This is a genomic window from Pseudomonas putida (assembly GCF_050989985.1).
GTDB classification, from domain to species: Bacteria; Pseudomonadota; Gammaproteobacteria; order Pseudomonadales; family Pseudomonadaceae; genus Aquipseudomonas; species Aquipseudomonas putida_AI.
In genome coordinates this window covers 5,598,246-5,623,674 of sequence record NZ_CP158815.1, presented here as the reverse complement: position 1 = coordinate 5,623,674, position 25,429 = coordinate 5,598,246, and the positions used below count along the sequence as shown (strand labels likewise).

The window sequence follows — 25,429 nt, the reverse complement described above, 5'->3', positions numbered from 1 at the left end:
CGAGCAGGCTCGCTCCTACAGGGGATGTGTGTTGTTAGCGAACCGCGCTAACCCCATCCAGCGTCGAAAACGACGTGTCTTTCGCCGTCAGCAGGAAATCGCGCATGTAGGGCGCATCCAGCATGTCGGCGCGGATCGCCGCGTACAGCGTTGCGAACAATCCCTTCTCGCCCAGCCGCTTGCCTTTCACATATCCCCGTGAACTGTATTCATGCAGCGCCCAATGAGGCATGCCGCACACGCCGCGTCCGCTGGCCACCAGTTGCATCATCATCACCGTCAGTTCCGAGGTGCGAACCTGCGCCGGTTCGACATCGGCCGGTTCGAGGAAGCGGGTGAAGATGTCCAGTCGATCACGTTCCACCGGGTAAGTGATCAGGGTTTCGGTGAGCAAGTCTTCGGGGACGATGTAGGCCTTGCCCGCCAATCGGTGCTGGTTGGCCACCGCGAGCATCGCTTCATAGGTGAACAGCGGTACATAGGTGATCCCCACCAAATCCACCGGGTCGGAGGTCACCACCAGATCCAGGTCGCCACGGGCCAGCGCCGGCAGCGGTGCGAAGGAGAAGCCCGAGGCCAGGTCCAGTTCGACTTCCGGCCAGGCATCACGGAATTGGTCGATGGTCGGCATCAGCCACTGGAAGCAGCTGTGGCATTCGATGGCCATGTGCAGGCGCCCGGCGGTGCCACCGGCCAATCGCGCGATGTCGCGTTCAGCAGCGCGCAGCAGCGGCAGGGTCGCGTCGGCCAATTGCAGCAAGCGCAGGCCGGCGCTGGTGAACCGCACCGGTTTGGTCTTGCGCACGAACAACTGCATGCCCATGCGCTCTTCCAGCTCCTTGAACTGGTGGGACAGCGCCGACTGGGTCAGGTGCAGGCGGTCGGCGGCATCCACCAGACTGTCGGCTTCGCGCAGGGCGTGCAGGGTTTTCAGATGACGGAGTTCAAGCACCGGAGGGCTCCATGAGGAAAACTTGTGATCAACACGAAAAGGTTGAGTTTGTCTCATGATGGCCTGGCTGTCGACAATAGCGCCATCTTTTACACAGGAGCACCTTCGACATGGCCGTGGCACACACTCTGGGTTTCCCGCGCATCGGCGCCGACCGCGAACTGAAAAAAGCCCTCGAAGCCTACTGGAAGGGCGACCTCGACCAGAGCGCGCTGCAAAGCGTCGGCCGCCAATTGCGCGCCACCCACTGGCAATTGCAGAAAGACGCCGGCATCGACCTGCTGCCGGTCGGCGACTTCGCCTGGTACGACCAGGTGCTCAGCCATTCCCTGGCTTTCGGCGTGATCCCAGAGCGTTTCGCCAGCACCCGCGACGAACGCGGCCTGCCGACCCTCGACACCCTGTTCGCCATGGCCCGTGGTGCCAGCGCCAACTGCTGTGGCGGCGACCATGACAAAACACAGCACGCCCAGGAACTGACCAAGTGGTTCGACACCAACTACCACTATCTGGTCCCGGAATTTACCGCTGACCAACAGTTCAGGCTGAGCTGGGAACAGCTGTTCGATGAAGTTGAGGAAGCCCGTGCCCTGGGCCACAACGTCAAGCCCGTGATCATCGGCCCGCTGACTTACCTGTGGTTGGGCAAGGCGAAAGGCAACGACTTCGACAAACTCGACCTGTTGGAGCGCCTGCTGCCGATCTACGGTGAAATCCTCGGCCGCCTTGCCGCCCAGGGTGTGGAGTGGGTGCAGATCGATGAGCCGATCCTCATCCTCGACCTGCCGCAGGAATGGAAAAACGCCTTCGAACGGGCCTATCACATCCTGCAATATTCGCCGCTGAAAAAGCTCGTGGCCACCTACTTCAGTGGCCTGCAAGACAACCTCGGCCTGGCTGTCGGCCTGCCGGTGCAAGGCCTGCACATCGATGCGGTGCGCGCCCCGGATCAACTGCTGCACGTGCTCGATCGCCTGCCGATCTACAAGATTCTCTCGGTGGGCCTGGTCAACGGCCGCAACGTCTGGCGTTGTGAGCTGGAACCGGTGCTCGAACAACTGCAATTTGCCCAGGAACGCTTTGGCGACAACCTGTGGGTCAGCAGTTCCTGCTCGCTGTTGCACAGCCCGGTGGACCTTGAGCGCGAAGACAAACTCGACCCCGAGCTGAAAAGCTGGCTGGCGTTCGCTGTGCAAAAGTGTGGCGAAATCGCTGTGCTGCGCGATGCGCTCAACGATCCGCAAGCGCCGAAAGTGCAGGCCGCGCTGGCCGAAAGCCGCGCCATTGCTGCCAGCCGCACGCAATCGCCGCGCATTCATAAAGCCGAGGTGCAGGCACGCGTCAACGCCATCGACGCCACCCACAGCCAACGTCAGTCACCGTTCGCCAAACGCATCGAGCAACAGCGTGCACGCCTGAAACTGCCGGCATTCCCGACCACCACCATCGGCTCGTTCCCACAGACAGGTTCGATCCGCCTGGCGCGCCAGGCCTACAAGCAGGGCAAGCTGTCGGCCAACGATTACAACGACGCCATGCACCACGAAATCCGCCACGCGGTGCAGATCCAAGAGCGCCTGGGGCTGGACGTGCTGGTGCACGGTGAAGCCGAACGCAACGACATGGTCGAGTACTTTGCCGAGCAGCTTGAGGGTTATGCCTTCACCCGCTTCGGCTGGGTGCAAAGCTACGGTTCGCGCTGCGTGAAACCGGCGATCATCTACGGTGACCTGAGCCGCCCGAAAGCCATGACCGTCGACTGGATCACTTACGCGCAGAACCAGACCGACAAGGTCATGAAAGGCATGCTCACCGGTCCCGTGACCATGCTGATGTGGTCGTTCCCCCGCGAAGATGTGCCGCGCAAGGTCCAGGCGCAGCAGTTGGCGCTGGCCCTGCGTGATGAAGTGCTGGACCTGGAGGCCGCGGGCATCAAGATCGTGCAGATCGACGAAGCCGCGTTCCGTGAAGGGTTGCCGCTGCGTCGGGAGCAATGGCGCGAATATCTGGACTGGGCGGTGGAAGCGTTCCGCTTGAGTGCCAGCGGTGTGCGTGACGAAACCCAGATCCACACGCACATGTGCTACAGCGAATTCAACGACGTGATCGAAGCCATCGCGGCGATGGACGCCGACGTGATCACCATCGAGACCTCGCGTTCGGACATGGAATTGCTGGAGGCCTTCAAGGCGTTCGATTACCCGAACGACATCGGCCCGGGTGTCTACGACATCCATTCGCCACGGGTGCCGGATACCGCCGAGATGGTCAAGTTGATGAGCAAGGCGGTGAAGCGGATTCCGGCCGAGCGCCTGTGGGTCAACCCCGATTGCGGGTTGAAGACCCGGGCGTGGCCGGAGACCGAGGCGGCGTTGGTCAACATGGTGGCGGCGGCTCGCCAGCTGCGTAGCCAGTTGGCCTGATACACAACCCCTGTAGGAGCGAGCTTGCTCGCGATGGCGGCTTAACATTCAACATCTATGTTGACTGACACTCTGCTATCGCGAGCAAGCTCGCTCCCACATGGGTTAGGGCAACCTGCACCCATTTGGTATCAGAGATTTTCGAAATGCGGCAACACCGCCGACCTTTTACCTATATCGGCGTAAGGCAGGTCGGCGTTGTCCGCATGGGTCAGGTAGCGATGTTCCGGCAATTTCAAATGGGCTTTCTCGAATTCGCTGAAACGCGGCGCTGCCTTGGAATAGTGGAAGTGGGCGTACCACAGCACCCCTGGGGGATTGGCGGTCAGGTCCCACACTTCATATTCCTGCATATAGTCGAGTCGGCCATCCGGGCGTTTGCCGAGGTTTTTCAGCGGGCTGGTTTTACGAACCTCGACAACCCCTTGCGTGACGAGGTCGTCCAGCATGCCATCGGTGGGCTTTTTGCTCAGCAGCGACTGTCGGGTTCGCATGGCACGCCCGGTGGCGACCAGTTCGCTGGCCTTGTCGCGCAGTTGTGCGATCACGGCGTTTTGCGGTGAAAGTGCTTCGATGTCGCGAGCGCGATGCGTGAGTTCGTTTGCTTCCTTGAGCATCATGTCTTCCAGGTCGACGGGGAGCATGCCCTGATTGGCGTAGGACTGAACCCTGGTTTTATAGGCGTCTTGCATCGCCAGCTTCTGACGGGCTTCGGCCACTGATGCTGCAACGTCCCTTCGAGTGGGAGCGACCGGCTGTGGCCTGGGGTTTCGCAAGCGAAACCTGTTGTTTGCAGTGGGCTCCCAGATCTCCGTGTAGCCATCTTGGCTGGTCAATGTGTATTGGCGCTGTTGCGTCGCCAGCTCCCAGTGCTCCACCCCAATCAGCAATTCGTCGTTTTCGGTGGTAAACACTCTTCTGGTGCTAGTACCCGCCGGGGCAGGCGGTGGCGGAATGTCGAGTGCCTTGCGTGCTCGCTGGGTCAATGTTTCGAGGCCGTCCAGCAAGGGGGGCACGTTTTCCAGATGGAAATGCTGCGGATAACTGATGGTCCAGGCGTTCATTGCGCGACGAAATTGATCGTATTGCTCAATGCAGTCTTGAAGAATCCGATTGCGTTGAGCCTTGGTGGCGGTCACTTCCGGCAGGTTGAATTGCTTGAACAACGCTCGGTCGAGTTGGGTTCTCTGGACTTGCGTCTGGGTTTGAAGAAAGAACCAGGACACATCGTTGATGGTGTCAAAGCGTGTCACCGTTTCCAACAAGTTGCCCGTTCTCAGGTTCAGCAGGTTCGCCTCACTGAGGCGCCTGTTCAGCATGGCGACTTCGTCGGTCATTTGGGTTTTTTGAACACGCTCGCTGATGCGCTGATACCAGAGGTTAAGGTCGCGCATGAGGGATTCGATCGTGTCGAACTCCTTGAGCATTTCCAGCCGCAGTTTGCGGATGTCCTCCAGGACACGCAGGCGTTCGGCGAGGGGAGATTGAAGCAGTTCATCAAGGCTGTTCGTCTGCGCATCGATACGGTCCAACAAGGCCAGGACCCGGTAATTGGACATGAACAGCCGATGCTTGCAGCGGTCGGCCACGATCAAGGCGCCATTGCTCTGTATCTTGCGCAGTTCATGCCGCTTGTTGCCGTGGGTCAGTGGTAATAGATCGGACGCTGTTTGCAGGTGTCGCCGGGCCATCTCGATATCGCCGATGCAGGCCGAGTCGGTTGCCTGCATCAGGCTTGCACGCTGATCTGCGGGCGTGGCGTTGTAGGTCTTCAGAGCGGCGTCTGTACGCGCTACCTGTTGATCGAGTTGGCTGCCAAAGTCATCGATCGCCTCGGTCAAAGCGTGATGACGGCGAAGAGCCCGATCAACCCACCAGCGCGGCAGCCGTTCGCGAATGGCGGCGGGCCATAGCGGATCCAGTGTATCGGCCAGGTGCCCGAGTACTTGCCCACCGCCGAGGCCGCCGCCTTCGAAGGTGGTTCCATAGACGCCGAACCAGGTATCCCACTCGCCTGCTTCGTCGAGGGCAATGGGTTGCTTGTAGGTTTTGCGGCTGTTGCCGGTCAGGCGCCAGTTGCGCGAGTCGGTGCTCCATTCGACCTGGAACACGCGGCCCTGGCGGATGATGAAATCACCGTCGGCATGCCGGTAGACATTGCGGTAAGTGCCATGGGTCGCCGGTTGCAGCCCCGCCAGCGAAAGGGGCTTCTCATATTCATAGCCGGCGAAGCGAGCGACGACATGCCGGGCCTGGCGCATGGACGGCGCCTGCAAGGCGGCGGCACTGGCGGTAAGCGCACGAAACTGGCGGGTGCGAGTCAAGGTGCGCGCGCCCGAGGCCAGTGAGGAAGTGATGGCCTCCCCCGGCAGCAGGTCCATCGCTGCATCGATCAAGCACAACAGCAGCGAACCCAGCTCGTCCACCCCGTCCCCGGCCTGGCCGCGCAAAAACGCAGCCACCGCCTGGTTTGCCGCGGTCCAGGCATCGTAGAGGGCGACTGCCGTACCAATAAAGGGCAGCAACCCGAGGGCCATTTTGATGTATGCGAAGGCGCGCGGACCTTGCAACGCGTAACGCTCCAGGTACAACGCATCGTTGGAACGCGACGTGCCCCGATGGGCTTCGATCAGGCGCCCCATATGGGCATTGAGCAGATGGGCGGCCAATGAAGTGGTGGCCGGCCAGGCGGCTCCGACACTGATCATGGCGTCGAAGCGTTTGAGCTGCGCGTCATTGATCCGGCTGACATGGGCCCGGACGCTGCCTTGCAGGGCGCGACTGGCCAGGTAGTTGATCATCGAGTCTTGTGAGCACAGGTTGAACAGCGCCTTGCGCGCATCCTCCAGGCTGTCGTATCGACGCAGAAAGCGGTCATCAGGGCTGTCCGGCGTGTAAAGCAGGGTTACGCCGCTGATCTGTTCCTGAATGAAGGTCACGCCGGACAGGGTGACCCCGCCTTCGTTCGGCGTGTCCTTGCCACCTGCGCTGAGGTGGACCGGCAGTAGCACCACGCGCTTGCCGCCGGCGCGCCAGGCTTCGGGGGTACTGGCATCGATGGCGACGTTCAGGATCTGCAAATCGTCGTGGTTGATCTGTTTTTGCAGGCGCGCAAACTCGCCCTGCAACTTGAGCATCAGTTGCCAGGGTTCGATCAGGCATTCGCGACGATGTGCATTCACGAAGGCCGAGTCGTCTGCCGAGCCCATGAATGCGCGGTGGATCTGCCTTTCGTAGGCCTTGGGCAGATCCAGATCCGGGAGGGTCTTGCGCAGGTAAATCAGGTTGATGCCATTGAGTAGCGTGAAACGTTCCTGCGCAACCGTCGCCGTCACTTCCAGCCGCATGAACACCAGCCGCTGCGACAGATCGTCCTGTTGCACCGAATGGACGTTATCGATGTTGAGCTGGGCCAGGTCCTCAAGCGACATTTTGCTGTACTTGGCACCGGGCACCATGACCGTCGTTTCGACCTTTCCGGCTGGCGTTGTGGAGTAGCGCTTTTCCCAGGTGACGGCATCGGGCAGTTGCAGTTGCACATCGAAATCGCCCTTGATGTTGAAGTCCTTGCGCAGTCGGGCGTGCAGGTGTCGCCGAGTGAAGTCATCGCGCGGCTCGAGGTTGGCGGTCATCAACTCATGACTGCGGTGCATGGCCCCGATGTACGCCTGGATCAGATTCTTGAGTACGCTGCGATCGGTCTGTGACAGTTTGGCGAGCATGTCCGGAAGACGGGCGGCCAGGGTGGCGCTACGGTCCTGTTCCAGGTCATGTGCGAAAGCGAGGTTTCGCGCGGCATTTACCGGTACCTGCAAGGCAGCAAGGGTTCGGGTGCGTAGCGCTTCCAGTTGTTCGGCCAGTTGTGTTTGCTGGTCTATCCGGGCATTGCGTTGACGTATCCCGGCCGCCTTGGCTTCAAAATCATCGTTGATCTGATTGAGCGCGTATTGCAGCGCATCGCCGCTGATTTTGTTCAGTTGCAGTGCAAGATCGCTGTCGGTTTCGCCCATTTTGAACAGCTGTCGTTCAAGCTCCCGTCGGTTGGCAAAGCGTTGCAGCCCGCCGCCAGTTCCGGGCCAATAAAGCAACACGCTGTGGGAAGACGAAGCATCCAGCAGTGCGTCCGGGTGGGTCATCACAAAAACGCCGTTGAGTGCCTGGGTGTTGACCTTGGGTTGTGCGCCGTCCTGTTCGGTCAACGCCAGGGTCAGGCTGGCCGCCACCCTGTTGTCTCCGGGGACTTCGGGCGTGTCGAGCAGCGCCTTGAGCAGACTGGATTCTTCATCGGTCAGTTGCTTGAGCGTCAATTGCAACCCGGCCTCGGCGTGCAGGCCATCCTTGTGGGCCTGGTGCAGCGCAGTGAGTTGCCGATTCAAGGTGATGGGGTCAGGCGAAGGTTCACGGTAGAGCATCGTGGAAGCAGCCTTATCGGCGGCTTGCTCGGCGGCTTCCAGTTTTGCTTGCAGATCCTTGAGAGATTTCAGGTGGTCGTTTTGGCCAGCCTCCCGGCGTAACGCTTCGAGCGCATTGCGCTGCTCATTCAGGGCTGCCTGACGCAGTGGCCAGGGTATATCGGCATGCAGGTTGCCGAACAAGAACTGTTCGTCATGGGTATCGAAAGCAGTGTCGACGGGCGACGGTTCCATACTTGGCGGTGCGGCGAACACCGGGCTTTGGCTGCGCTGCCGGTCAAGTCTGTCCGAGTCCACCAAGGCCCTGGCGCCCTGTTCGGCCAGTCCGGGCTTTGCCGCTGAACCGTTGCGCAAGGTCTCGAGCTGGGCCATTTGCTGATGGGCCAGCAGGTTGGTCATACCCGCCGACAGCGGCAGGTCTCGGGTGGTGTACTGAAAGGCGATGTCAGTGTCGGGCAGTCCGCCGGGGACGAGCGCCTGTTGCGTCAACCAAGTCTGCATGTCACTGCGCTGGGCGAAGGCTTGCAGCGCTACCGGGCGGCACGGAAGGTACAACAATTGTTCGACCGGTGCGTTGTCACCGACGCTGATCACCCAGGCCTCGGGAAGCTTCACTCGAGCGTTGTTGCTCAGTTCCAGCTCAAGCTGTTCGCATTTGACCGGCTGGTTATCCAGGCGTGCGCCGGTCGTGCCAGCATCCATCAGCAACAGCAGCGGTTTCAGTTGTCTGGCACTCAGGGTGCGTTGGGCGAATGCCCTTTGAGCCGTCGCCTCCAGGTGATTGAGGTACAACTGGCTGGCACGTTCACGGCGCGACACTGAAGTGCCGGGTGCGCGCGCGTCCCAGTAGGCATTCCAGCGTTCGGTCATGGCTTGCTCCACCCCCAGCGCCTTGAGGCGGGTGAGCAGTTGCAGCGGTGTGAGGGGGAAGAGGGCGTGGGTCGAGGTCAGGCCCGTGACGCGACAACGCTGGTCCAGCGTGCTCTCCAGTTCAGGGTGCTGGAAGACGAAAGCCAGGGCATCGGTGAGCAGGATGAACCGTTCACCCTGTTCTTGCGTGGCGAAAAATTGCAGGCCTGCGGCGTGGCCGTCCAGGTCCAGCTGTTGTTTGAGCAAATGCTCGAGCGTAGCGCGAGTGTCCGGTACGCCGGCGAACAGTTCATGCAAGCCCTCGTTGCATTCGCGCCAACGGGTCGTAGCCCTGAGCATCAAGCTGTCGTCGTTGTTTTTTGGCAGATTCCAGGAGGCTGGGAGGTTGATGGAGGTGGGGACGGGGAGGTCGAAAAAGCGTTTATCGGTCATGGGGCATGGCTCGGTGAAAGGGAGCGGTGAGTCCGCTCCTTGAGCGAGCCATTGAAGGGGTGACCCGACGGTCATTGGCGCTAGATAGTTATCTCGATGACCACTCGGCAGTGTTCATCAAACTGTCATGGAACTGTGGCAGCGCGCTTGAACAAACTTCATCAGACTCGCGCTCTACTGGGGTTCTGCGTTTTGGTGTTTTTTCATGCGTGCTTTGTTTTTTGCTGGGGCCATTTTTCTGGCCACTTTGTTCAGCTTTCCGTCCCTGGCGGCGTCTCGTTGCGATGTGAATGTTCCGACCGAGCGGGTCGATCTGGCGCAGGTGAGCCTGGCGTACCAGAGCATCGGTCGTGCGTCGGATCCGGCATTGCTGCTGGTGATGGGATTGGGCGGGCAGTTGATTCACTGGCCAGACGAAGTCGTCGTCGCCTTGTGCCAGCAAGGTTTTCGAGTCATTCGCTATGACAATCGCGATGTCGGCCTCTCGACCTGGCGGCAAGCACCGGCCGACGCCAACCTGACCTACGAAGTGCTGCGCTACAAACTCGGTTTGCCGGTGTCGGCACCCTACACCCTGACCGACATGGCGGACGATGCGCTCGGCTTGATGGATGCGTTGCACATCGACCAGTTCCACGTACTGGGTGCGAGCATGGGGGGCATGATTGCGCAGCATATGGCGGCCATGGCACCGCAGCGGGTCGAGAGCCTGACGCTGATCATGACCAGCTCCGGTGCCGAGGGGCTGCCGGCGCCCAGTGCGGCGCTGGTACAGCTGCTCGCCCGACGCGGCGCGCCCAACCGCGAAGTTGCCCTGGAACAACAGGCCGATCTGCTGGCCGCGCTGGGCAGCCCGACGGTCACCGATGATCGCCAGGCGCTGCTGCATCAGGCGGCGCTGTCCTATGACCGCGCGTTCAATCCCGAAGGCGTGAAGCGCCAGATCATGGCGATCCTCGCCGAGCCAAGCCGCGTGGCCTTGCTCAATCAGCTGCGAGTGCCGGCACTGGTGGTGCATGGCACGGCCGACCCGCTGTTGCCGGTGATGCATGGTGTGCATCTGGCGGCCCATCTGCGTGGCAGCCAGCTGAGGTTGATTCCCGGGTTGGCCCATCGTTTTCAGGAGGCGTTCAAGGCGCCGTTGCTGGCGGCGGTGTTGCCGTATTTGCGCGAGCATCGGGAGGACACTTCGCATTGGGCGCAGATCGAGCCGGTGGCAGAACCGAATCTCCTTTAACACTCAAATTCCCTGTAGGAGCGAGCCTGCTCGCGATGACGGCAGCACAGTCACCATTGCCGTAACAGGCACGCCGCTATCGCGAGCAGGCTCGCTCCTACAGGGGATCTGCTGCGCGTTCAGGCTCGGTGGGTGTATCGTCAGGATTTTTCGGGCCAGCGAGGTGTGCAATGAGTTCCCCACTGAAAATCGATTTCGTCAGCGACGTATCCTGCCCCTGGTGCGTCGTTGGTCTGTACGGCCTGACCCGGGCCCTGGAGATTCTGCGCGACGAGGTCCGCGCCGAAATCCGCTTTCAGCCATTTGAACTGAATCCGAAGATGGGGCCCGAAGGGCAGAACATTACCGAGCACATCACCGAGAAGTACGGCTCGACGCCGGAGCAATCGCAAAAGAACCGCGAGATGATCCGCGCGCGTGGCGCCGAGGTCGGGTTTGCGTTTCGTACCGATGGCAACAGTCGCATCTACAACACTTTCGATGCACACCGCCTGTTGCATTGGGCAGGTCTGGAAGGGCTGCAACTGCCACTGAAAGAAGCGTTGTTCAAGGCGTATTTCACTGACGGCGCAAATCCATCCGATCTTGCACAACTGGCGCAGATCGCCGAAAGCGTCGGGCTGGACCGGCAGCGGGCCGAAGCGATTCTGGCGTCGGATGAGTTTGCCGATGAGGTTCGTCATGAAGAACAGCTGTGGCTATCTCGCGGCGTCAGTTCGGTGCCGACCGTGGTGTTCAACAGTCAGTACGCGGTGACGGGCGGGCAGCCGGTGGAAAGTTTCGTCGCAGCGATTCGCCAGATCATGAGCGAAGCCAAGGGCGGAACCGTCAACTGACATTCCCCCTGTAGGAGCGAGCATGCTCGCGATGGACGTCAACGATAACGCGCCCTGCCTGGGTGATCGCATTAACCTGGGCGTTCTTCGCGAGCATGCTCGCTCCTACAGATGAAATTCAGCGCACGATCTTGTCGACGTGAATCCCCAATTTTTTAAGGCGATACCAGAAGCTGCGCTCGGAAATCCCGATCAACTGCGCCGCCGCGGCCTGCACGCCGTTGCTTTGCGCAAGGGCGGCGAGAATGTAGGCCTTTTCCACCTCCGCCAACGCCGCTTCCAGGTCCGACGGTACGCTGGTGCCCTCACTGAGGACGGCCTGGTTGGCGGCTGGCGACGAAGCGAACAGATAGGCCGGCAGATCATGCTCTTCAATCACCGCGCCTGAGGCGACGATGGTTGCCCTCTCCACGCAGTTTTGCAGCTCGCGGATATTGCCCGGCCACGAATAACCGGCCATGGCCTGCAACGCTTCCGGGCTGAAGCCGGTGATGCGCTTGCCTGCCGTCGCGCCCAGGGTGTGGGCGAAATGGCGAGCCAGCGGCGCGATGTCCTCGACCCGTTCACGCAGGGCCGGCAGGGGAATCGGGAACACATTGAGGCGGTAATAGAGGTCTTCGCGAAACTCCCTGGCGGCTACCGCTTCCAGCAGGTTTTTGTTGGTGGCGGCGATGACGCGCACATCGACCTTACGCTCCCGGGGATCACCCACCGGTTCGATAACGCGCTCTTGCAGGGCGCGGAGGATTTTCGCCTGCAACGGCAGCGGCATTTCACCGATTTCGTCGAGAAACAGCGTGCCCTTGTCGGCTTGCAGGAAGCGCCCGACCCGGTCGGCCACGGCCCCGGTGAAGGCGCCTTTGCGATGGCCGAACATCTCGCTTTCCAGCAAACCTTCGGGGATGGCCGCGCAGTTCACCGCCACGAAGGGTTTATCGGCGCGATTGCCGTGCTTGTGGATCGCCCGCGCGACCATCTCCTTGCCGGTGCCGCTCTCGCCGGTCAGCAGAATCGTCGCGTTGCTTTCGCGCACCGAATCGATGGCGTGCAGCACCCGTCGGAAGCTCGGGCTGTCACCCACCAGGCTATCGATCTGCTGGTGCTCGTCCAGTTCGGCTCGCATGCGCTGGTTGTCTTTGAGGATGTCGCGAAATTGCAGGGCCTTGCTGACGGTGATGTCCAGCTCATCGATGTCGAACGGCTTGGCGATGTAGTCGAAGGCGCCGTTGCGCATCGACTGCACGGCGTTTTTCACCGTGCTGTAGGCGGTCATGACGATGACCGGCAACTGCGGATAACGGCTTTTGATTTCCGCCAGCAATTGCGGGCCGTCCATGCCGGGCATGCGCCAGTCGCTGATGACCAGATCGATGTCTTCGACCTCCAGCACTTTGAGCGCATGCAGTCCGTTGCCGGCGGTGAACACGGTCACCGCGTTCTGACTCAAGGCCGAGGCAAGCAGGTCGCAGAGTTTGGGCTCGTCGTCGACCACCAGAATGTTATGTGTCATTGCTGCCCTCGTCGAAATCTTCGCCATTGGCCGGAATGTACAGGCTGAACGTGGCCCCGGCTCCCTTCACACTGGCGCATTCGATGCGTCCGTCGTGACTTTCCATGATCGAGAATACCTTCGCCAGGCCCAGGCCGGTGCCGGAGGCCTTGGTGGTGACGAACGGCGTGAAGATGCGTTCGCGCATGTCCGGTTCGATGCCCTGGCCGGTGTCGGCGATGCCGATCACCGTGAAAGGTCCGTCACGGGTGATGCTCAGGGTCAGGCGACCGCCGCCGGGCATGGCGTCGATGGCGTTGACGATAAGGTTCAGCCCGGCCTGCTTGAGCTGCCGGGCGTCGGCATGAACCGTGGCCCCCGGGGCCTGATCGTCGATGCGTACGTCGATGTTGTGGCTGGCCAGTTCGGGGGCGCAAAAACCGGCCAGTTCATCCACCAGCGACCGCGCCGGTTGCGTCGAGCGCATCGGTGCGCTGGGTTTGGCGAAATCGAGGAATTCGGTGATCAGGTCGTTGATGCGGCTGACTTCACTGACCACATATTCCAGATGTCGCTTGTCGCTCTCGGGCAGGTCGGCACGTCGATGCAGCAACTGCGTGGCGGTCTTGATGATGCCCAGCGGGTTGCGGATTTCATGGGCCAGGCCCATGGCGACTTCGCCCAGCGCATGCAAACGGTCGCGCCGGCGCAGTTGCGATTCCAGATGCTGCAACTCACCCAGGCGTTCGCTCATGTGGTTGAAGGTGCTGCTCAGTTCCGCCAGCTCGTCACCGCCGGCCACTGGCAGGCGCTGGCGATAATCCCCTGCGATCACTGCCTGGACGCCATGGGAAAGGCCGCGCAACGGCTTGGTCAGGCGTTGGGAAACCAGCCAGCCGACAGTCAGGGACGCCGCCGAACTGAGCAGGAAAATCACGATGAACAGATTGCTCTGGTTGACCAGTCCCAACAGGCTGCTATGACGCAGCAAGCCACTGAAGATCACCCCTTGCAGCTCTCCGTTCTCGTTGAGGATCGGCCGGTAGATACCGCTGTAGCGACTGGTGAATTGCTCGATCGGCTGCTTGGTGCTGCGCAGGATCTGTTCGATTTTTTCCGGCACGGCCGCCGGATGGTCCTCAAAGCGTTGGGTAGAGAAAATCTCCGAGAAGTCATCGGCCTTGGCCAGGTACAGCCGCAAGTCGAGGGAGTGCACGTCGGCCACGCTGGTGAGGAAGCTGCTGTCCAGGTAGGTGCCGATCACCAGCTTGTAGCCGACGCCGTCTTGCTCGGTCTCGAAGGTCGAAACCACCGTGCCGGTGGCCACGCCACCGACTTGCAGGGTCTGCAGCACGGCTTTGGGCGCGGTGCTGATCTGCCTGACGATGTCGTCGGCGACGGTGCTGAACAACACTTGGTGATCACTGTTGCGCACCAGCGCCACCACATCGATGCCCATGGAGTCGGCGATGTCGCTGGTCAGCTTGTCGTTGCGGGTCGACAACCGGTCGGTGGGCGGGCGCGTATAGCGCAGGAACAACTGCGCGGCGCGGGCATTGTCGCGCAGTATCTCGCTGATTTCGTCTTCGATGATCTTGGTCGACTCCTGCAGCCATATACGCACGTTGCTGTCGAAGATCTGCGACAGCGTGGTGGCCGCCAGTTCGGCGGCGATCATGGTCGGGATCACACTCACCAGCCAGAACGCCAGCACCAGCTTGCGCTGCAGGCTCCAGCCGGAAAGGGCGAAAGGTCGGGCGGTGGGGCGCGGGTCTTGGGTCATCATGCTTCGCTTATTGCAGCTCGCTGATCGCGGCTGCCATGGCAGGGTCGGAGCGATCCGGACGGATAAACATTTTCACCAGCCGCAACAGACTGTCGAGCAGAGGGTTGCGATGGCGGAAAAACACGGTGTTGCCACGGAACGAGCACCCCAGGCGCAGCTTGCTGGCATAACCGGCCTGGCCGCACTCGTAGATTGCAAGGCCGTGCTCAATACAGTAGTCGACATTGGCCAGCCAGCTGCGTGCATAGAGGTTGTGATCGCGGGTTTTGCCCAGGTCGTGGGCGAAGAACTTGTCCACCAGGCGCCGCTCGTCCAGCAACACCAGATTGAACGCCACCAGCTCATCGCCCAGCCAATAGAGCACACAAGCGGCCCGTTTATCGAGGTGTTCAAGGACCTGCCGGAAGTAAGCCGCGGGCAGGCGTTCGAAGGTCAGGTCACTGCGCGCGAGCGTGGCTTCGTACAGCGGCATCATTTGTTCGAGCAAGTCGTGCACCGAACGACGCCATTCGATGCGCGGGCCCTGGCCGCGCAGCGTGCGGCGCAAGTCCTTGCGGGTGGACTTGCCGAGGGTGCCGAGATAGGCGTCGACGGAGCCGAAGGTAATCGGCAGCTCGGCAGCGGGCAGGCCGTACATGCTTTGCAGGCCGGCGTCATGACAGGCCTGCAACCACTGCGGATCACGGTGCGAGGCGTCCTTGACCGCCAACAGACCGATGCCGGCCTGATTAGCATCCCTGCGCGCCAGGACCAGCAATTGTTCGAGCAGCGCCGGACGCCGACCCGCGGCGATGTGCCGGGCCGTGCCAACATGGCACTGCTCGGCCACCGGGGAACCAAGGGCGTAGAGGCGCACATCGAGCAGCCCCGGCCAATGGCGCCGCAGCCGCTCGCTGATACGTTTGCTTGAGCCCTGAACCGTGGTGTCCAGCGAGTAAGCGGTGGTGAATGCCACGGCGGCGGCAATCAATACTTCGCCTTCGAACAGCGCCAGATAGCGCCACTGGAAGCCGGCGATGGCCGAGCGTTCAACGGCCCGGTAGTAATCCCAGTCCTCCAGTTCGTCGGGGAAACAGTCATTCCAGGCGTCGCGGTCGAGGGCTTCGATCGTCGAAAGGGCGAGGGCAGTGATCACTTCGGTTCCTTGGGATTGTTCACAATTGCGGCCATTACCCGACCCCCTGTAGGAGCGAGCTCGCTCGCGATGGTCGTCAACGATAACGCGGGATTTCAGGTTAACCGCGGCGCCCTTGAGTCCATCGCGAGCAGGCTCGCTCCTACAGTGGGGGGCGCATAGTTTCATCAATGTGTTCAGGCCAGTTGTCGATATTCCTGGTGCAAAGGCCGTGGGGCACTGCGTTGTTGAATGAAACGGTGCTGGATGAAGTCCGCGCTCAACTCCACCACGCGGCGGTATTGCAGGTCGACGGTGATCATGTGATAGCAGTCGTCCAGCAAGACCTTGACCACTGGCCCACCTAGCTTTCGCTCCACGTAATCGGCGTTCCAGCAGCTGGTGATGTCGTCTTCGCGCGAGTGCAGCACCAGCGCCTGGGTGGTGATCTGCGGCATGCGCTTTTTCACCGCCGCCACCAGTCGATGCAACTCTCGAACACTCACGCCAGACATGGTCAACAGCCCGGCGTTGCTGCTTTCACCGGCCTTCATCTGGCGCTCGACAATTGCCCGCAGGCGTTCGTCCTTGATGCCGTAGGGCGATTTTTCGTTGAAGCGACACAGGTGCACGCCAAACGGAATCGACATCACCAGGCTGCTCAGCTTCGCGACCCAGGGCATGTTCCAGCCGTCGTAACGCAGTGTCGTGGAGTACAGCAACAAGCCTTCGACCTGCCCCGGATGTTCGGCTGCCAGGTACATCGACAGCACCGCCCCCATGGACAGGCCGCCGACGAACACGTGCGCATGCTTGCGCCGCACGCCGACGAAGGTGTTGCGCGCGCTCTCGTACCAGTCACGCCAGCCCGTGGCTTGCAGGTCCGCGTTGTCACCGCAGTGGCCGGCCAGTGTGGGCACGTAGACGGTGTACCCGGCCTTGGCTAGCCCCATGGCGACCCGGCGCAGCTCCGTCGGAGTGCCCGTGAGTCCGTGGATCAACAGCACCGCGACCTCCCCGCTGCCCAGAATGAATCCGGCGCTGCCTTCGCCCATGTCGATGGTATCGGGTGAAAGCAGGGCGCTCATCGCTTCATCGCCCGGTGCAGCAGGCGGTCGAGCAGGGCGATGCCCAGGTCGATTTCCGGGTAACTGATCTCCAGCGATGGCGCCAGGGTGATCACGTTCTTGTAGTAACCCCCCACATCGAGAATCAGCCCCAGGCGCTTGCCGTCGATTTCAATGTCGCCCTTCATGCCTTCTTCGACCATGAAGTCCAGGGTCGCCTTGTCCGGCGTGAAGCCATCCGGGCCGCAAATTTCGCAGCGCAGGGCCAGGCCCAGGCCGTCGACGTCGCCGATGATCGGGTAGCGTTTTTGCAAGTCCTTCAGGCCTTCGAGGAAATACTTGCCCTTGTTCATGACCATCGCGCCGTAGTCGATTTCACTGGTCATCTTGAACATTTCCAGGCCGACCGCCGTGCCCAGCGGGTTGGAGGCGAAGGTCGAGTGCGTCGAGCCCGGCGGGAAGACTTTGGGGTTGATCAGCTCTTCCCTGGCCCAGATGCCGCCCAGCGGATTGAGGCCGTTGGTCAGCGCCTTGCCGAAGACGATCACGTCCGGTTTGACGTCGAAGTGCTCGATCGACCACAACTTGCCGGTGCGGTAGAAACCCATCTGGATTTCGTCCACCACCATCAGGATGCCGTGCTGGTCCAGCACATGCTTGAGTTCGCTGTAGAAGTTCATCGGCGGAATCACGTAGCCGCCGGTGCCCTGGATCGGTTCGACGTAGAAGGCGGCGTATTCGCTCTGGCCGACTTTCGGGTCCCAGACGCCGTTGTATTCGGTCTCGAACAGGCGGGCGAACTGCTGCACGCAATGGCTGCCGTACTCTTCCTTGGTCATGCCTTTGGGGCCGCGGAAGTGGTACGGGAACGGGATGAAGTTGGCGCGCTCGCCGAAGTGGCCGTAGCGACGGCGATAGCGGTAGCTGGAGGTGATCGACGAGGCGCCGAGGGTGCGACCGTGGTAGCCGCCCTCGAAGGCGAACATGAGGCTTTTGCCATTGCTGGCGTTGCGCACCACCTTCAGCGAGTCCTCGATGGATTGCGAACCACCGACGTTGAAGTGCACGCGACCATCAAGGCCGAATTTCTTCTTCGCGTCCACGGCGATCATTTCCGAGAGCTCGATCTTGCCCTTGTGCAGGTACTGGCTGGCGATCTGCGGCAGGGTGTCGATCTGCTGTTTCAGCGCGTTGTTCAGGCGAGGGTTGGCGTAGCCGAAGTTGACCGCCGAGTACCACATTTGCAGGTCGAGGTAGGCCTGGTCGCTGGTGTCCCAGACGTAGGAGCCTTCGCAACGACCGAAGATTCGCGGAGGTTCGATGTAGTGGACGGTGTCGCCGTAGGAGCAGTATCTGGCTTCTTTTTCCAGCAGAACCTGGTCTTCAGCGGTCGCGATTCGAATATCAGACATGGTGGAAGAGTTCCTGTTTTTCGGCGTTGATAGTTTCGAGAGTGAAAGAGGTGGCGTTGGCGGCGCTGGCGTTTGGCAGTTGGGCCAGCAGGGCGGGAAGTTCGGCGAAGCTGTCGAAGCGCGCATAGGCAATGCCGTTGCGCTCGCAGTGCTCGGCCAGGCGGTCCTTGGCGAACACGAAATCGGCGGTGGCGGCCACGCACATGTCGGACTGGCCGTCACCGATCACCAGCACCCGTTTGGCCTTGGGCGTGGACTTGCATTTGCAGTTGCCGGCGGCGGAGCGGCAGGCATCGCTGGCGTGGGGGAAGTCGATGCGCCAGCTGTCGTGATCGACCTGGCGCAATTGATTGGCGAGGATCGGCAGCAGGCTCACGTAGTGGCGCGACAGGATCCGGGCGATGCCCTGCACGATGCCGTCGCTCACCACTTCCAGGGAGGCACCGAGGCCAATGACGTGGTCGACGAAGTCGGGGAAGTCCGGGTCGATCTCGATGCTGTCGAAGAACCCGAGCAATTGGGCGGGTGTCGCCTTGACCAGCGAGAGCTGGCGGCTGAGGCATTCACGGGAACCGATGTGGCCCGCCAGCCATTCGTCTTCGATCGCTTCCCAGCTCGGGTCGGCGAATCGTTGGAGGATGCCGTCGATCACGTCGGTGCGGGTGATGGTCCCGTCGAAATCACACACGATATGCCAGTCAATCATCTGTTTTACCTGCTTGTAAAAAAAGTGCGCGTTGCGTGCTGACTGCGCTGCAAAGGGGGTAGAGCAGGGACTGTGCCAAGCGTGTCGGGCCCGGCAGGGCCGGGGTTCTGGCGGATTCCGGGGGTGGCGGAGCTACAATTTTTGTAGCTCGCTACAAACAACATGAGTGCTTGCGCGTGCGTGGCAAACGGAGGATTGATGCGCGCATGTCCCGTTCAAGGAGTCACCTCATGTCGAGGATTGCCATTGCGCTATGTGCTGCGCTGACCTGCCTTTCCATCAACGCTCAAGCCGATGGCATCACCGGTGAAGCCGGGCTCGGCCTGAGCTATCAACCCCGTGATCCGAGCGGCAGTCGCTACGAAACCCGGCCCGTGCCGTACCTCGATCTGGACTGGGGCGATGTCAGCCTGAGTACCGATGACGGGTTGACCTGGAATGCGTTCAAGGCCAATGGTTTCAGTGCCGGACCGTACTTGAATTACCTGCCGGGGCGGACCGCGAACGGCCAGTTGCAAGGCCTGCGCGACGTGCCGGACATGGGCGAGGTGGGTGGTTTCGTGCAGTACGCGCCGGCTGATTTCTGGCGGGTGTTTGCCTCGGTTGGCCAGGCGGTCGGCGGGGGCAGCGGGCAAGGCGGAGTACTGGGGCGGGTCGGTGGGGAAGTGGGATATCCGGTGGGTGGCGGTGTGATTGGCAGCACCAACCTCACCGCTCATTTCGCCGATGCCCGGCAGGCACAGACCTATTTCGGCGTCAGTGCCGATGAATCACAGGCCTCGGGCATTCGCCGCTACAACGCTGGCGGTGGGTTGCAGAACGTGGCTTTGACCCAGAGCTTCGAGTTTCCCCTGGCGCCGCACTGGTCGTTGCTGACCAGCGCCAGCTGGATTCACCTGACGGGGTCTGCGGCCGATAGCAGCATTGTCAAAGAGGTCGGGCGGGCCGATCAGGGGGAAGCGCAGGTGGCGATTGCCTACAAGTTCGACTAGAGAAATTTGTTGGCTGGGCTGACGTCATCGCGAGCAGGCTCGCTCCTACAGGGGATCTCGGTCATCTGTAGGAGCGAGCCTGCTCGCGATGGGGCCATTGAACTCACCAAGAATCTACTGTTCTTCACCCTCGGCCAACAACGCAATCCCGCCCATGATCACTGCCACACCCACCCAGTGCAGCACACTGATCTGCTCCCCCAACCCCAGCCACGATCCCAGCAGCACCCCGACAAACACCAGTGAGCTCAAGGGAAATGCCAGCGACAGACTGCTGCGCCGTAGAATCAGCATCCACACGAAAAACGCTCCGATGTAGCAGGCAATCGCCAGCCACACGCCGGGATTGACCGCTACCGCCATCAACCATTGCAGGTTGAAATCCATTTGCCCCAGTTGATCGCCGCCCACCTTGGTCGCGATCTGGCCGGCACTTTCGAAGCCGATCAGCAGCGCCCAAAGGACGATGGTGCCGAGGCGTTCGTGCAGCCAGGCGGTTTTGCTACTGATCATCGATTGACCTTCAGCCATGGGCGACACACACGAGCATCACGCCCGCCGTAATCACCATCGTGCCGAGCCAGCGCCGGCGGCTGACGGTTTCGCCCAGGATGACCTTGCCAGCCAGCACCACACCGCAATAAGCCAGCGCCGCCGCCGGAAACAGCAGGCTCAGCGGTGCCCGTGACAGGGCTTCGAGCCAGACGAAAAATTCGATCACATAGGCGCCGATCCCACACCACAACAACGGCGCATTGAACACCTGTCCCCAGAACGCGTTCAGGCGAAAGCTGCCCTCCAGTTCGGGCAAACGGTCCAGGCCGAGCTTGAAACAGAGCTGGCCGATGATATCCAGCACAATGGATATCGCCACCAGGACGATGACGGTCAAGTTCATGGGAACAGTTCCTCGAACAAATCGATCAGGGCCTGATTGGTCGAGGCATTGCGCAGCAGATCCGCCTCGCTCCAGCGCTCGGCCGGGGGCTGGTCGGACCTGGCTTCCCAGCGTTTGAAGGCATTACTGAAGGTCGGTTGGGCGTACTCGCCGCAGATGTCGATGCCCAGGATGCGCTTGCCGGTCGCCAGCACACGGATCGCTTGCAACAGATGACTCAGGCGCATGCCGCCCTGGTCCCAGTTGGTGGCGGCGTCTTCGCTGGCCAGCACGTCCTTGTCGATAGTGATCCACACCGCTTCGGTGGGCAGGCCGACGACCAGTTGGTGAAGAAATTGCGACCAGTCCAGCCCGGACAGATTGCGCCAGTGCAGCAGATTCTCCTGCTGCCGATGCCCGGCGCCATCACCGATCATGCCCCAGATTTTCGAGGGCGGCCGCTGCCAGGGAAACAGCTGCAGATCACCGCGCTTGAGCGCGCGCAGATTGCCGCCCTTGAACTGCGGATTCTCCAGGTCATCGCTGCACGGGCCGAGGGTGACGATACGCCGGACATTGGGCAGCTTCAGCGCCTGATTGACCCACGAACCGCAATGTCGACGGGGGGCGAAACGGACCCAGTCGGGGTGGTTGTCGAAGTGGATCAGGCTGACCGGTTCCGGCAGTTCACTCAGCAGGGCGGGGGTCAAATGATGAAAGTCGCCGGAACCCATGAAGAAAATTTCCGGCTGTGGGCCTGTGTGTCGAGGTCGTCGTTGCAAGCGTTCGGTGAACCGACGCCAGGTGCGTTCACTGGACCACAGTCTCAGTTTCGGACCGAGGTCGAGCAGGTCAAGGCGTGTGGCGCGGCCGCTGTCGAGCAATCGCGCGATCGGTGCCTGGGCAGTCAGGCTGTGGTCGAGATCCAGAATGTTCAAGGTCGCAATTCACCCTTGGCAGACCCTCCCAGACACCGGCCTCATCGATCATGAAGTCCAGCCGGGGGGCTTTTGGGGGTAAATGCAAGGGATGGGCCAGCCGTAGAAGGATCGCAGCCTTCGGCAGCTCCTACAGGGGCTGCGTACACCTGTAGGAGCTGCCGAAGGCTGCGATCTTTTGATTTAAACCTGCAGGCGGACCCAAATGCTGACGAGCACCGTGGCGGCCATCAACCACGCCACCGCCGCCACGGCGAGTGAAGCCTCCAGCCGCATCCGGTCGACCATCACGTACAAGGTCGCCAGGTAGATGAAGTACGGAATGATCGACCACATGCCAAACATAATGGTGGTCTTGAGGTCATCCAGCGAACGGCTTTTGCCGACGATGAAATGGGCGATCAGGGCAAAGGTCGGAAACAGCGGCACCAGGCCGGCGATGTAATAGTTTCTGGTTTTGGCCAGGGTGGCGAGGATCACCACCACCGCCGCGCCCAGGGTTGCCTTGAGAATCAGGTCCATTAGTGGCTCAGGCCGTACTTTTTCACTTTGTCGAACAGTGTGGTCTTGGCCATGCCCAATTCCTGGCTGGCCTGGGTCAGGTTGCCGCCGCTGCGCTGCAGGGCGTCGCCGAGCAGGTTACGTTCGAAGGCTTCCACCGCTTCGGCGAACGTCAGGTCCTGGGCGCTGCCGCCCACGCCGGTTTTCTTGAACGCCGGCAGACCGAGGGCGAAACGCTCGGCGACGTTGCGCAGCTCGCGCACGTTGCCCGGCCAGTCGTGGCTCATCAGGTTCGACACCGTCTGGTTATCCAGTTCCGGCGCGGCGCGGTCGAAGCGCAGGGACGACTGCTGCAGGAAGTATTCGAACAGTTGCAGGATGTCTTCGCGGCGCTCGCGCAGTGGCGGCAGTTCCAAGGTGACCACGTTGAGGCGGTAGTACAGGTCGCTGCGGAACTCGCCGGCCTTGCTCGATTCGTCGAGGTCGGATTTGGTCGCGGCGATCACCCGGCAATCGACCGCCACGCTCTGGTTCGAACCGAGACGTTCCAGGGTGCGTTCCTGCAACACCCGCAGCAGTTTGATCTGCAAGGGCAGGGGCATGCTTTCCACTTCGTCGAGGAACAGGGTGCCGCCGTCGGCATGTTCGATCTTGCCGATGCGCCGCTTGCCGGCACCGGTGAAGGCGTTGGCTTCGTGGCCGAAAATCTCGCTTTCGAAGAGGTTCTCCGGCAGGCCGCCGCAGTTCAGAGCCACGAATGCTCGGGTATGCCGGCGACTGAAATCATGCAGGCAACGGGCGACCAGTTCCTTGCCGGTGCCGGTTTCGCCCTCGATCAACACGTTAGCCGAGGTATCGGCGACGTTGGCGATCAGTTCACGCAAGTTCTGCATGGCCGGCGAACGACCGATGATCCGTCCTTCCAGGGAATCCCGCTCCGCCAGTTGCCTTCGCAACGACGAGACTTCGCGCGCCAGGCTGCGCTGCTCCAGTGCGCGGCGGGCCACGTCCACCAGGCGCTCCGGTGAAAAGGGTTTCTCCATGAAGTCATAGGCGCCTTTTTGCATCGCGCCGACGGCCATGGAAATGTCGCCGTGACCGGTGATCAGCACCACGGGCAGGCTGCGGTCGCGGGCTTTGAGGCGATTGAGCAGTTCCAGGCCATCGATGCCCGGCAGGCGAATGTCGCTGATGACGATACCGGCAAAGTTGTCGCCAACCCGCTCCAGCGCTTCTTCGGCACTGCCCACGCCGATGCAGGGAATGTCCTCCAAAGACAGCGCCTGCTGGCAGCCAAGCAACACATGGGGGTCGTCTTCGACGATCAATACACTAAGGTCGTTGTTCATATTGGCTCGGCGGGAATGGGGCTTACCAACGGTAAACTGAGGACGAATGCGGTACCACCGCTGGCCGGGTGCTCGACACCCAGGTGACCGCCGGTGGCGGCGGCCAGGCTCGCGGACAGGGTCAGGCCAAGGCCCAGGCCTTGCTCGCCGGGCTTGGTGGTGAAAAAGGGTTCGAACAAATGCTTGCGCGCTTCGGCGTCGATGCCATGGCCGTTGTCCCTGACGCGCAGCCGGTACTTGCCATCGATCGCGTCGCCTTCAAGCCACAGCACCGGTTGCGGCTGCGCCTGCATGGCATCGAGGGCGTTGCCGATCAGGTTGACCAGAATCTGCTCCAGGCGCGTCTGGTCGATCTGCACCTGAACGTCTTCGAAGTGGCGATGAAGTTGCAGGTGGGCGTTTTCCACCCGCGAGCCGAGCAGCTGCAAGGCCGCGTCCACGCCTTTACCGAGACAGGCCTGGCCCTTGTCGTCACCGCGGCGGGCGAACGAGCGCAGGCTGGCGGTGATCCGGCCCATGCGGTCGATCAGTTCGTTGATGGTCTTGAGGTTGGTGCTGGCCACGTCCAGCTGACCGCGCTCGAGAAAGCGCACGGTGTTGCCGGACAGGGTGCGAAGCGCCGCCAGCGGCTGGTTCAGTTCGTGGGCGATGCTGGTGGACATCTGGCCGATGGCCGCGAGTTTGCCGGCCTGCACCAGTTCATCCTGGGCGCGGCGCAAGGTCTCTTCGGCATGCCGCCGTTCGCGGATCTGGCCCTTGAGCCGTTCGTTGCTGGCGCGCAGGTCAACGGTGCGTTCGGTAATCCGACGCTCCAGTTGACTGTTGGCTTCCTGCAAGGCTTCCCGGGCGGCGAGGCGGGTGGCGATCACCTTGCGTCGCTCGTTCCAGGCAATCAGCAGGAACGCCACGAGGCCAAAGGCGACCGCCACCAGAATCCCCTGATTGATCGCTTCGCGGCGCAAGTCCTGCAGCGGCGTCAGCAGGGTGAAATTCCAGGGGGTATCGCTCAATTGCCGGGTTTGCGACAGGTAACTGATGTTTTCTTCGTCGGAAACCACTTCGCTGTTGGCGGGGAAGGTCAGCTTTTCCACGCCTTCGGACAGGACTTCCCGGGCCAGCGGTTGCAATTCGTTGAGCGGGAACCAGTAGTACTGAAGGCTGCGGGCCAGTTTTTCCTTGGTTTCTTCACTCAGTGGCACCACGGATTTCAGGCGTCGCGAAGGGTCGCTGGACAGGATGATGATGCCGTTTTCGTCGCTGACGAAGGCTTCCAGGCGCGCCCGCTGCCAACGTTCCTCCATGGCTTCGAGGCGGACTTTGACCACGGCGACGCCGATGATCTTGCCGTGTTCCTCCAGGCCATGGGCCAGGTAGTAGCCGGGTTCGCCGCTGGTGCTGCCGATGCCGTAGAACCGCCCCGGCTGGCCGCGCACAGCGTTCTGGAAATAGGCGCGAAAGGACAGGTCTTCGCCCAGGTAACTGTCGACATCGCGCCAGTTGCTGGTGGCCATGACACGACCGGTGGTGTCCATCACGTAAATGGCCCGACTGCGACTGCGTCGATTCAGGCCTTCAAGGTATTCGTTGACCGTTTGCCGGTGTTCCGGCGTCGGGTCGTCCAGCAGCATCGAGACGCTGGTTTCGAGTTCCAGCAGGCTGGGCAGGTAGGTGTATTTGCTGATTTCGCTTTCGACGGCGCGGGCATGCAATTCCAGCTGGCGCTGGCCGTTTTCGCCGAGGCTGCGGATGCCGTAGTGCTCACTGGTCCAGAAGCCGATGTAACCCAGTCCGATCATCATGACGATGATCAGCGGCGGCAGGAACAGATGACGAATCAGGCGGGGTTTCACGGCGAGTGATGGCGACGTGTCGCGATAGGGATTGGGGTCGCATTTCATCACAGATGCCTTGGGTCAAACCACAACACAAATCTCAATATCACCGCCAATCCCTCTGTAGGAGCGAGCCTGCTCGCGATGGTGTGTCAGTCGACACAGATGTAGCTGATACTCCATCGCGAGCAGGCTCGCTCCCAC

18 protein-coding genes are annotated in these 25,429 nt (G+C 61.5%); 4 read left to right on the top strand and 14 right to left on the bottom strand.

The window, feature by feature from the left end:
- Window positions 1-34: 34 nt before the first annotated feature.
- A complete protein-coding gene (gene metR, locus ABTV29_RS25760) occupies window positions 35-952 on the bottom strand; it encodes a transcriptional regulator MetR (protein WP_433767398.1) in 918 nt (305 codons plus the stop codon).
- Window positions 953-1,062: 110 nt separating this feature from the next.
- Between metR and metE the strand changes: the two genes are divergently transcribed.
- Window positions 1,063-3,375 (top strand): 5-methyltetrahydropteroyltriglutamate--homocysteine S-methyltransferase, encoded by a 2,313-nt coding sequence (gene metE / locus ABTV29_RS25755; protein ID WP_433767397.1) that lies wholly within the window; start codon window positions 1,063-1,065, stop codon window positions 3,373-3,375.
- Window positions 3,376-3,506: 131 nt separating this feature from the next.
- Here the strand turns inward: metE and ABTV29_RS25750 are convergent, their stop codons facing one another.
- Window positions 3,507-9,089 carry a dermonecrotic toxin domain-containing protein gene (locus tag ABTV29_RS25750; protein ID WP_433767396.1) on the bottom strand — a complete coding sequence of 1,861 codons (5,583 nt, stop codon included), beginning with the start codon at window positions 9,087-9,089 and terminating at the stop codon, window positions 3,507-3,509.
- Window positions 9,090-9,294: 205 nt separating this feature from the next.
- On the opposite strand from ABTV29_RS25750, the gene ABTV29_RS25745 reads away from it, so the two are divergent.
- Window positions 9,295-10,326 carry an alpha/beta fold hydrolase gene (locus ABTV29_RS25745; protein WP_433767395.1) on the top strand — a complete coding sequence of 344 codons (1,032 nt, stop codon included), beginning with the start codon at window positions 9,295-9,297 and terminating at the stop codon, window positions 10,324-10,326.
- A 170-nt stretch (window positions 10,327-10,496) separates the two neighbouring features.
- Window positions 10,497-11,162 carry a DsbA family oxidoreductase gene (locus ABTV29_RS25740; RefSeq protein ID WP_433767394.1) on the top strand — a complete coding sequence of 222 codons (666 nt, stop codon included), beginning with the start codon at window positions 10,497-10,499 and terminating at the stop codon, window positions 11,160-11,162.
- Between the two features lie 118 nt (window positions 11,163-11,280).
- On the opposite strand, the gene ABTV29_RS25735 is transcribed toward ABTV29_RS25740, so the two are convergent.
- The 6 genes from ABTV29_RS25735 to ABTV29_RS25710 form a co-directional block, all read right to left on the bottom strand.
- Window positions 11,281-12,672 (bottom strand): sigma-54-dependent transcriptional regulator, encoded by a 1,392-nt coding sequence (locus ABTV29_RS25735; protein WP_433767393.1) that lies wholly within the window; start codon window positions 12,670-12,672, stop codon window positions 11,281-11,283.
- Window positions 12,662-14,434: an ATP-binding protein gene (locus ABTV29_RS25730; RefSeq protein WP_433772025.1), complete on the bottom strand. Its 1,773-nt coding sequence runs from the start codon at window positions 14,432-14,434 to the stop codon at window positions 12,662-12,664. The genes ABTV29_RS25735 and ABTV29_RS25730 overlap by 11 nt, the downstream gene beginning before the upstream one ends.
- A gap of 10 nt (window positions 14,435-14,444) precedes the next feature.
- The gene (locus ABTV29_RS25725; protein ID WP_433767392.1) at window positions 14,445-15,572 is read right to left on the bottom strand and encodes a GNAT family N-acetyltransferase; all 1,128 of its coding nucleotides are present in this window, start codon (window positions 15,570-15,572) and stop codon (window positions 14,445-14,447) included.
- A gap of 176 nt (window positions 15,573-15,748) precedes the next feature.
- On the bottom strand, window positions 15,749-16,639 hold the full coding sequence (locus ABTV29_RS25720; protein ID WP_433767391.1) for an alpha/beta hydrolase: 891 nt from the start codon (window positions 16,637-16,639) through the stop codon (window positions 15,749-15,751).
- Window positions 16,636-18,030: an aspartate aminotransferase family protein gene (locus tag ABTV29_RS25715; protein ID WP_433767390.1), complete on the bottom strand. Its 1,395-nt coding sequence runs from the start codon at window positions 18,028-18,030 to the stop codon at window positions 16,636-16,638. The genes ABTV29_RS25720 and ABTV29_RS25715 overlap by 4 nt, the downstream gene beginning before the upstream one ends.
- Window positions 18,023-18,736 carry an MtnX-like HAD-IB family phosphatase gene (locus ABTV29_RS25710; RefSeq protein WP_433767389.1) on the bottom strand — a complete coding sequence of 238 codons (714 nt, stop codon included), beginning with the start codon at window positions 18,734-18,736 and terminating at the stop codon, window positions 18,023-18,025. The genes ABTV29_RS25715 and ABTV29_RS25710 overlap by 8 nt, the downstream gene beginning before the upstream one ends.
- Window positions 18,737-18,966: 230 nt before the next feature.
- On the opposite strand from ABTV29_RS25710, the gene ABTV29_RS25705 reads away from it, so the two are divergent.
- Window positions 18,967-19,728, top strand: a complete 762-nt coding sequence (locus ABTV29_RS25705) for a MipA/OmpV family protein (protein WP_433767388.1) — start codon at window positions 18,967-18,969, stop codon at window positions 19,726-19,728.
- Window positions 19,729-19,842: 114 nt separating this feature from the next.
- Here the strand turns inward: ABTV29_RS25705 and ABTV29_RS25700 are convergent, their stop codons facing one another.
- The 6 genes from ABTV29_RS25700 to ABTV29_RS25675 form a co-directional block, all read right to left on the bottom strand.
- A complete protein-coding gene (locus tag ABTV29_RS25700) occupies window positions 19,843-20,241 on the bottom strand; it encodes a transporter (RefSeq protein ID WP_433767387.1) in 399 nt (132 codons plus the stop codon).
- 10 nt (window positions 20,242-20,251) lie between these two features.
- Complete coding sequence (locus ABTV29_RS25695) at window positions 20,252-20,626, bottom strand: EamA family transporter (protein ID WP_433767386.1); 375 nt, start codon at window positions 20,624-20,626, stop codon at window positions 20,252-20,254.
- Entirely contained in the window at window positions 20,623-21,543 is a 921-nt protein-coding gene (locus ABTV29_RS25690; RefSeq protein WP_433767385.1) for an arginase, read from the bottom strand. The genes ABTV29_RS25695 and ABTV29_RS25690 overlap by 4 nt, the downstream gene beginning before the upstream one ends.
- 183 nt (window positions 21,544-21,726) lie before the next feature.
- A complete protein-coding gene (locus ABTV29_RS25685) occupies window positions 21,727-22,056 on the bottom strand; it encodes a GlpM family protein (RefSeq protein ID WP_433772023.1) in 330 nt (109 codons plus the stop codon).
- 8 nt (window positions 22,057-22,064) lie between these two features.
- Complete coding sequence (locus tag ABTV29_RS25680) at window positions 22,065-23,345, bottom strand: sigma-54-dependent transcriptional regulator (protein WP_433772021.1); 1,281 nt, start codon at window positions 23,343-23,345, stop codon at window positions 22,065-22,067.
- A 44-nt stretch (window positions 23,346-23,389) separates the two neighbouring features.
- Complete coding sequence (locus ABTV29_RS25675) at window positions 23,390-25,291, bottom strand: sensor histidine kinase (protein WP_433767384.1); 1,902 nt, start codon at window positions 25,289-25,291, stop codon at window positions 23,390-23,392.
- Window positions 25,292-25,429 lie beyond the last annotated feature (138 nt).

What these genes read in the sequence shown, in the direction of transcription:
- ABTV29_RS25710 (WP_433767389.1), bottom strand. Translation starts at nt 18,736, where the DNA reads ATGATTGACTGGCATATCGTGTGTGATTTCGACGGGACCATCACCCGC.
- ABTV29_RS25705 (WP_433767388.1), top strand. Translation starts at nt 18,967, where the DNA reads ATGTCGAGGATTGCCATTGCGCTATGTGCTGCGCTGACCTGCCTTTCC.
- ABTV29_RS25745 (WP_433767395.1), top strand. Translation starts at nt 9,295, where the DNA reads ATGCGTGCTTTGTTTTTTGCTGGGGCCATTTTTCTGGCCACTTTGTTC.
- ABTV29_RS25750 (WP_433767396.1), bottom strand. Translation starts at nt 9,089, where the DNA reads ATGACCGATAAACGCTTTTTCGACCTCCCCGTCCCCACCTCCATCAAC.
- ABTV29_RS25695 (WP_433767386.1), bottom strand. Translation starts at nt 20,626, where the DNA reads ATGAACTTGACCGTCATCGTCCTGGTGGCGATATCCATTGTGCTGGAT.
- ABTV29_RS25675 (WP_433767384.1), bottom strand. Translation starts at nt 25,291, where the DNA reads ATGAAATGCGACCCCAATCCCTATCGCGACACGTCGCCATCACTCGCC.
- ABTV29_RS25735 (WP_433767393.1), bottom strand. Translation starts at nt 12,672, where the DNA reads ATGACACATAACATTCTGGTGGTCGACGACGAGCCCAAACTCTGCGAC.
- ABTV29_RS25700 (WP_433767387.1), bottom strand. Translation starts at nt 20,241, where the DNA reads ATGATCAGTAGCAAAACCGCCTGGCTGCACGAACGCCTCGGCACCATC.
- ABTV29_RS25730 (WP_433772025.1), bottom strand. Translation starts at nt 14,434, where the DNA reads ATGACCCAAGACCCGCGCCCCACCGCCCGACCTTTCGCCCTTTCCGGC.
- ABTV29_RS25740 (WP_433767394.1), top strand. Translation starts at nt 10,497, where the DNA reads ATGAGTTCCCCACTGAAAATCGATTTCGTCAGCGACGTATCCTGCCCC.
- metE (WP_433767397.1), top strand. Translation starts at nt 1,063, where the DNA reads ATGGCCGTGGCACACACTCTGGGTTTCCCGCGCATCGGCGCCGACCGC.
- ABTV29_RS25720 (WP_433767391.1), bottom strand. Translation starts at nt 16,639, where the DNA reads ATGAGCGCCCTGCTTTCACCCGATACCATCGACATGGGCGAAGGCAGC.
- ABTV29_RS25715 (WP_433767390.1), bottom strand. Translation starts at nt 18,030, where the DNA reads ATGTCTGATATTCGAATCGCGACCGCTGAAGACCAGGTTCTGCTGGAA.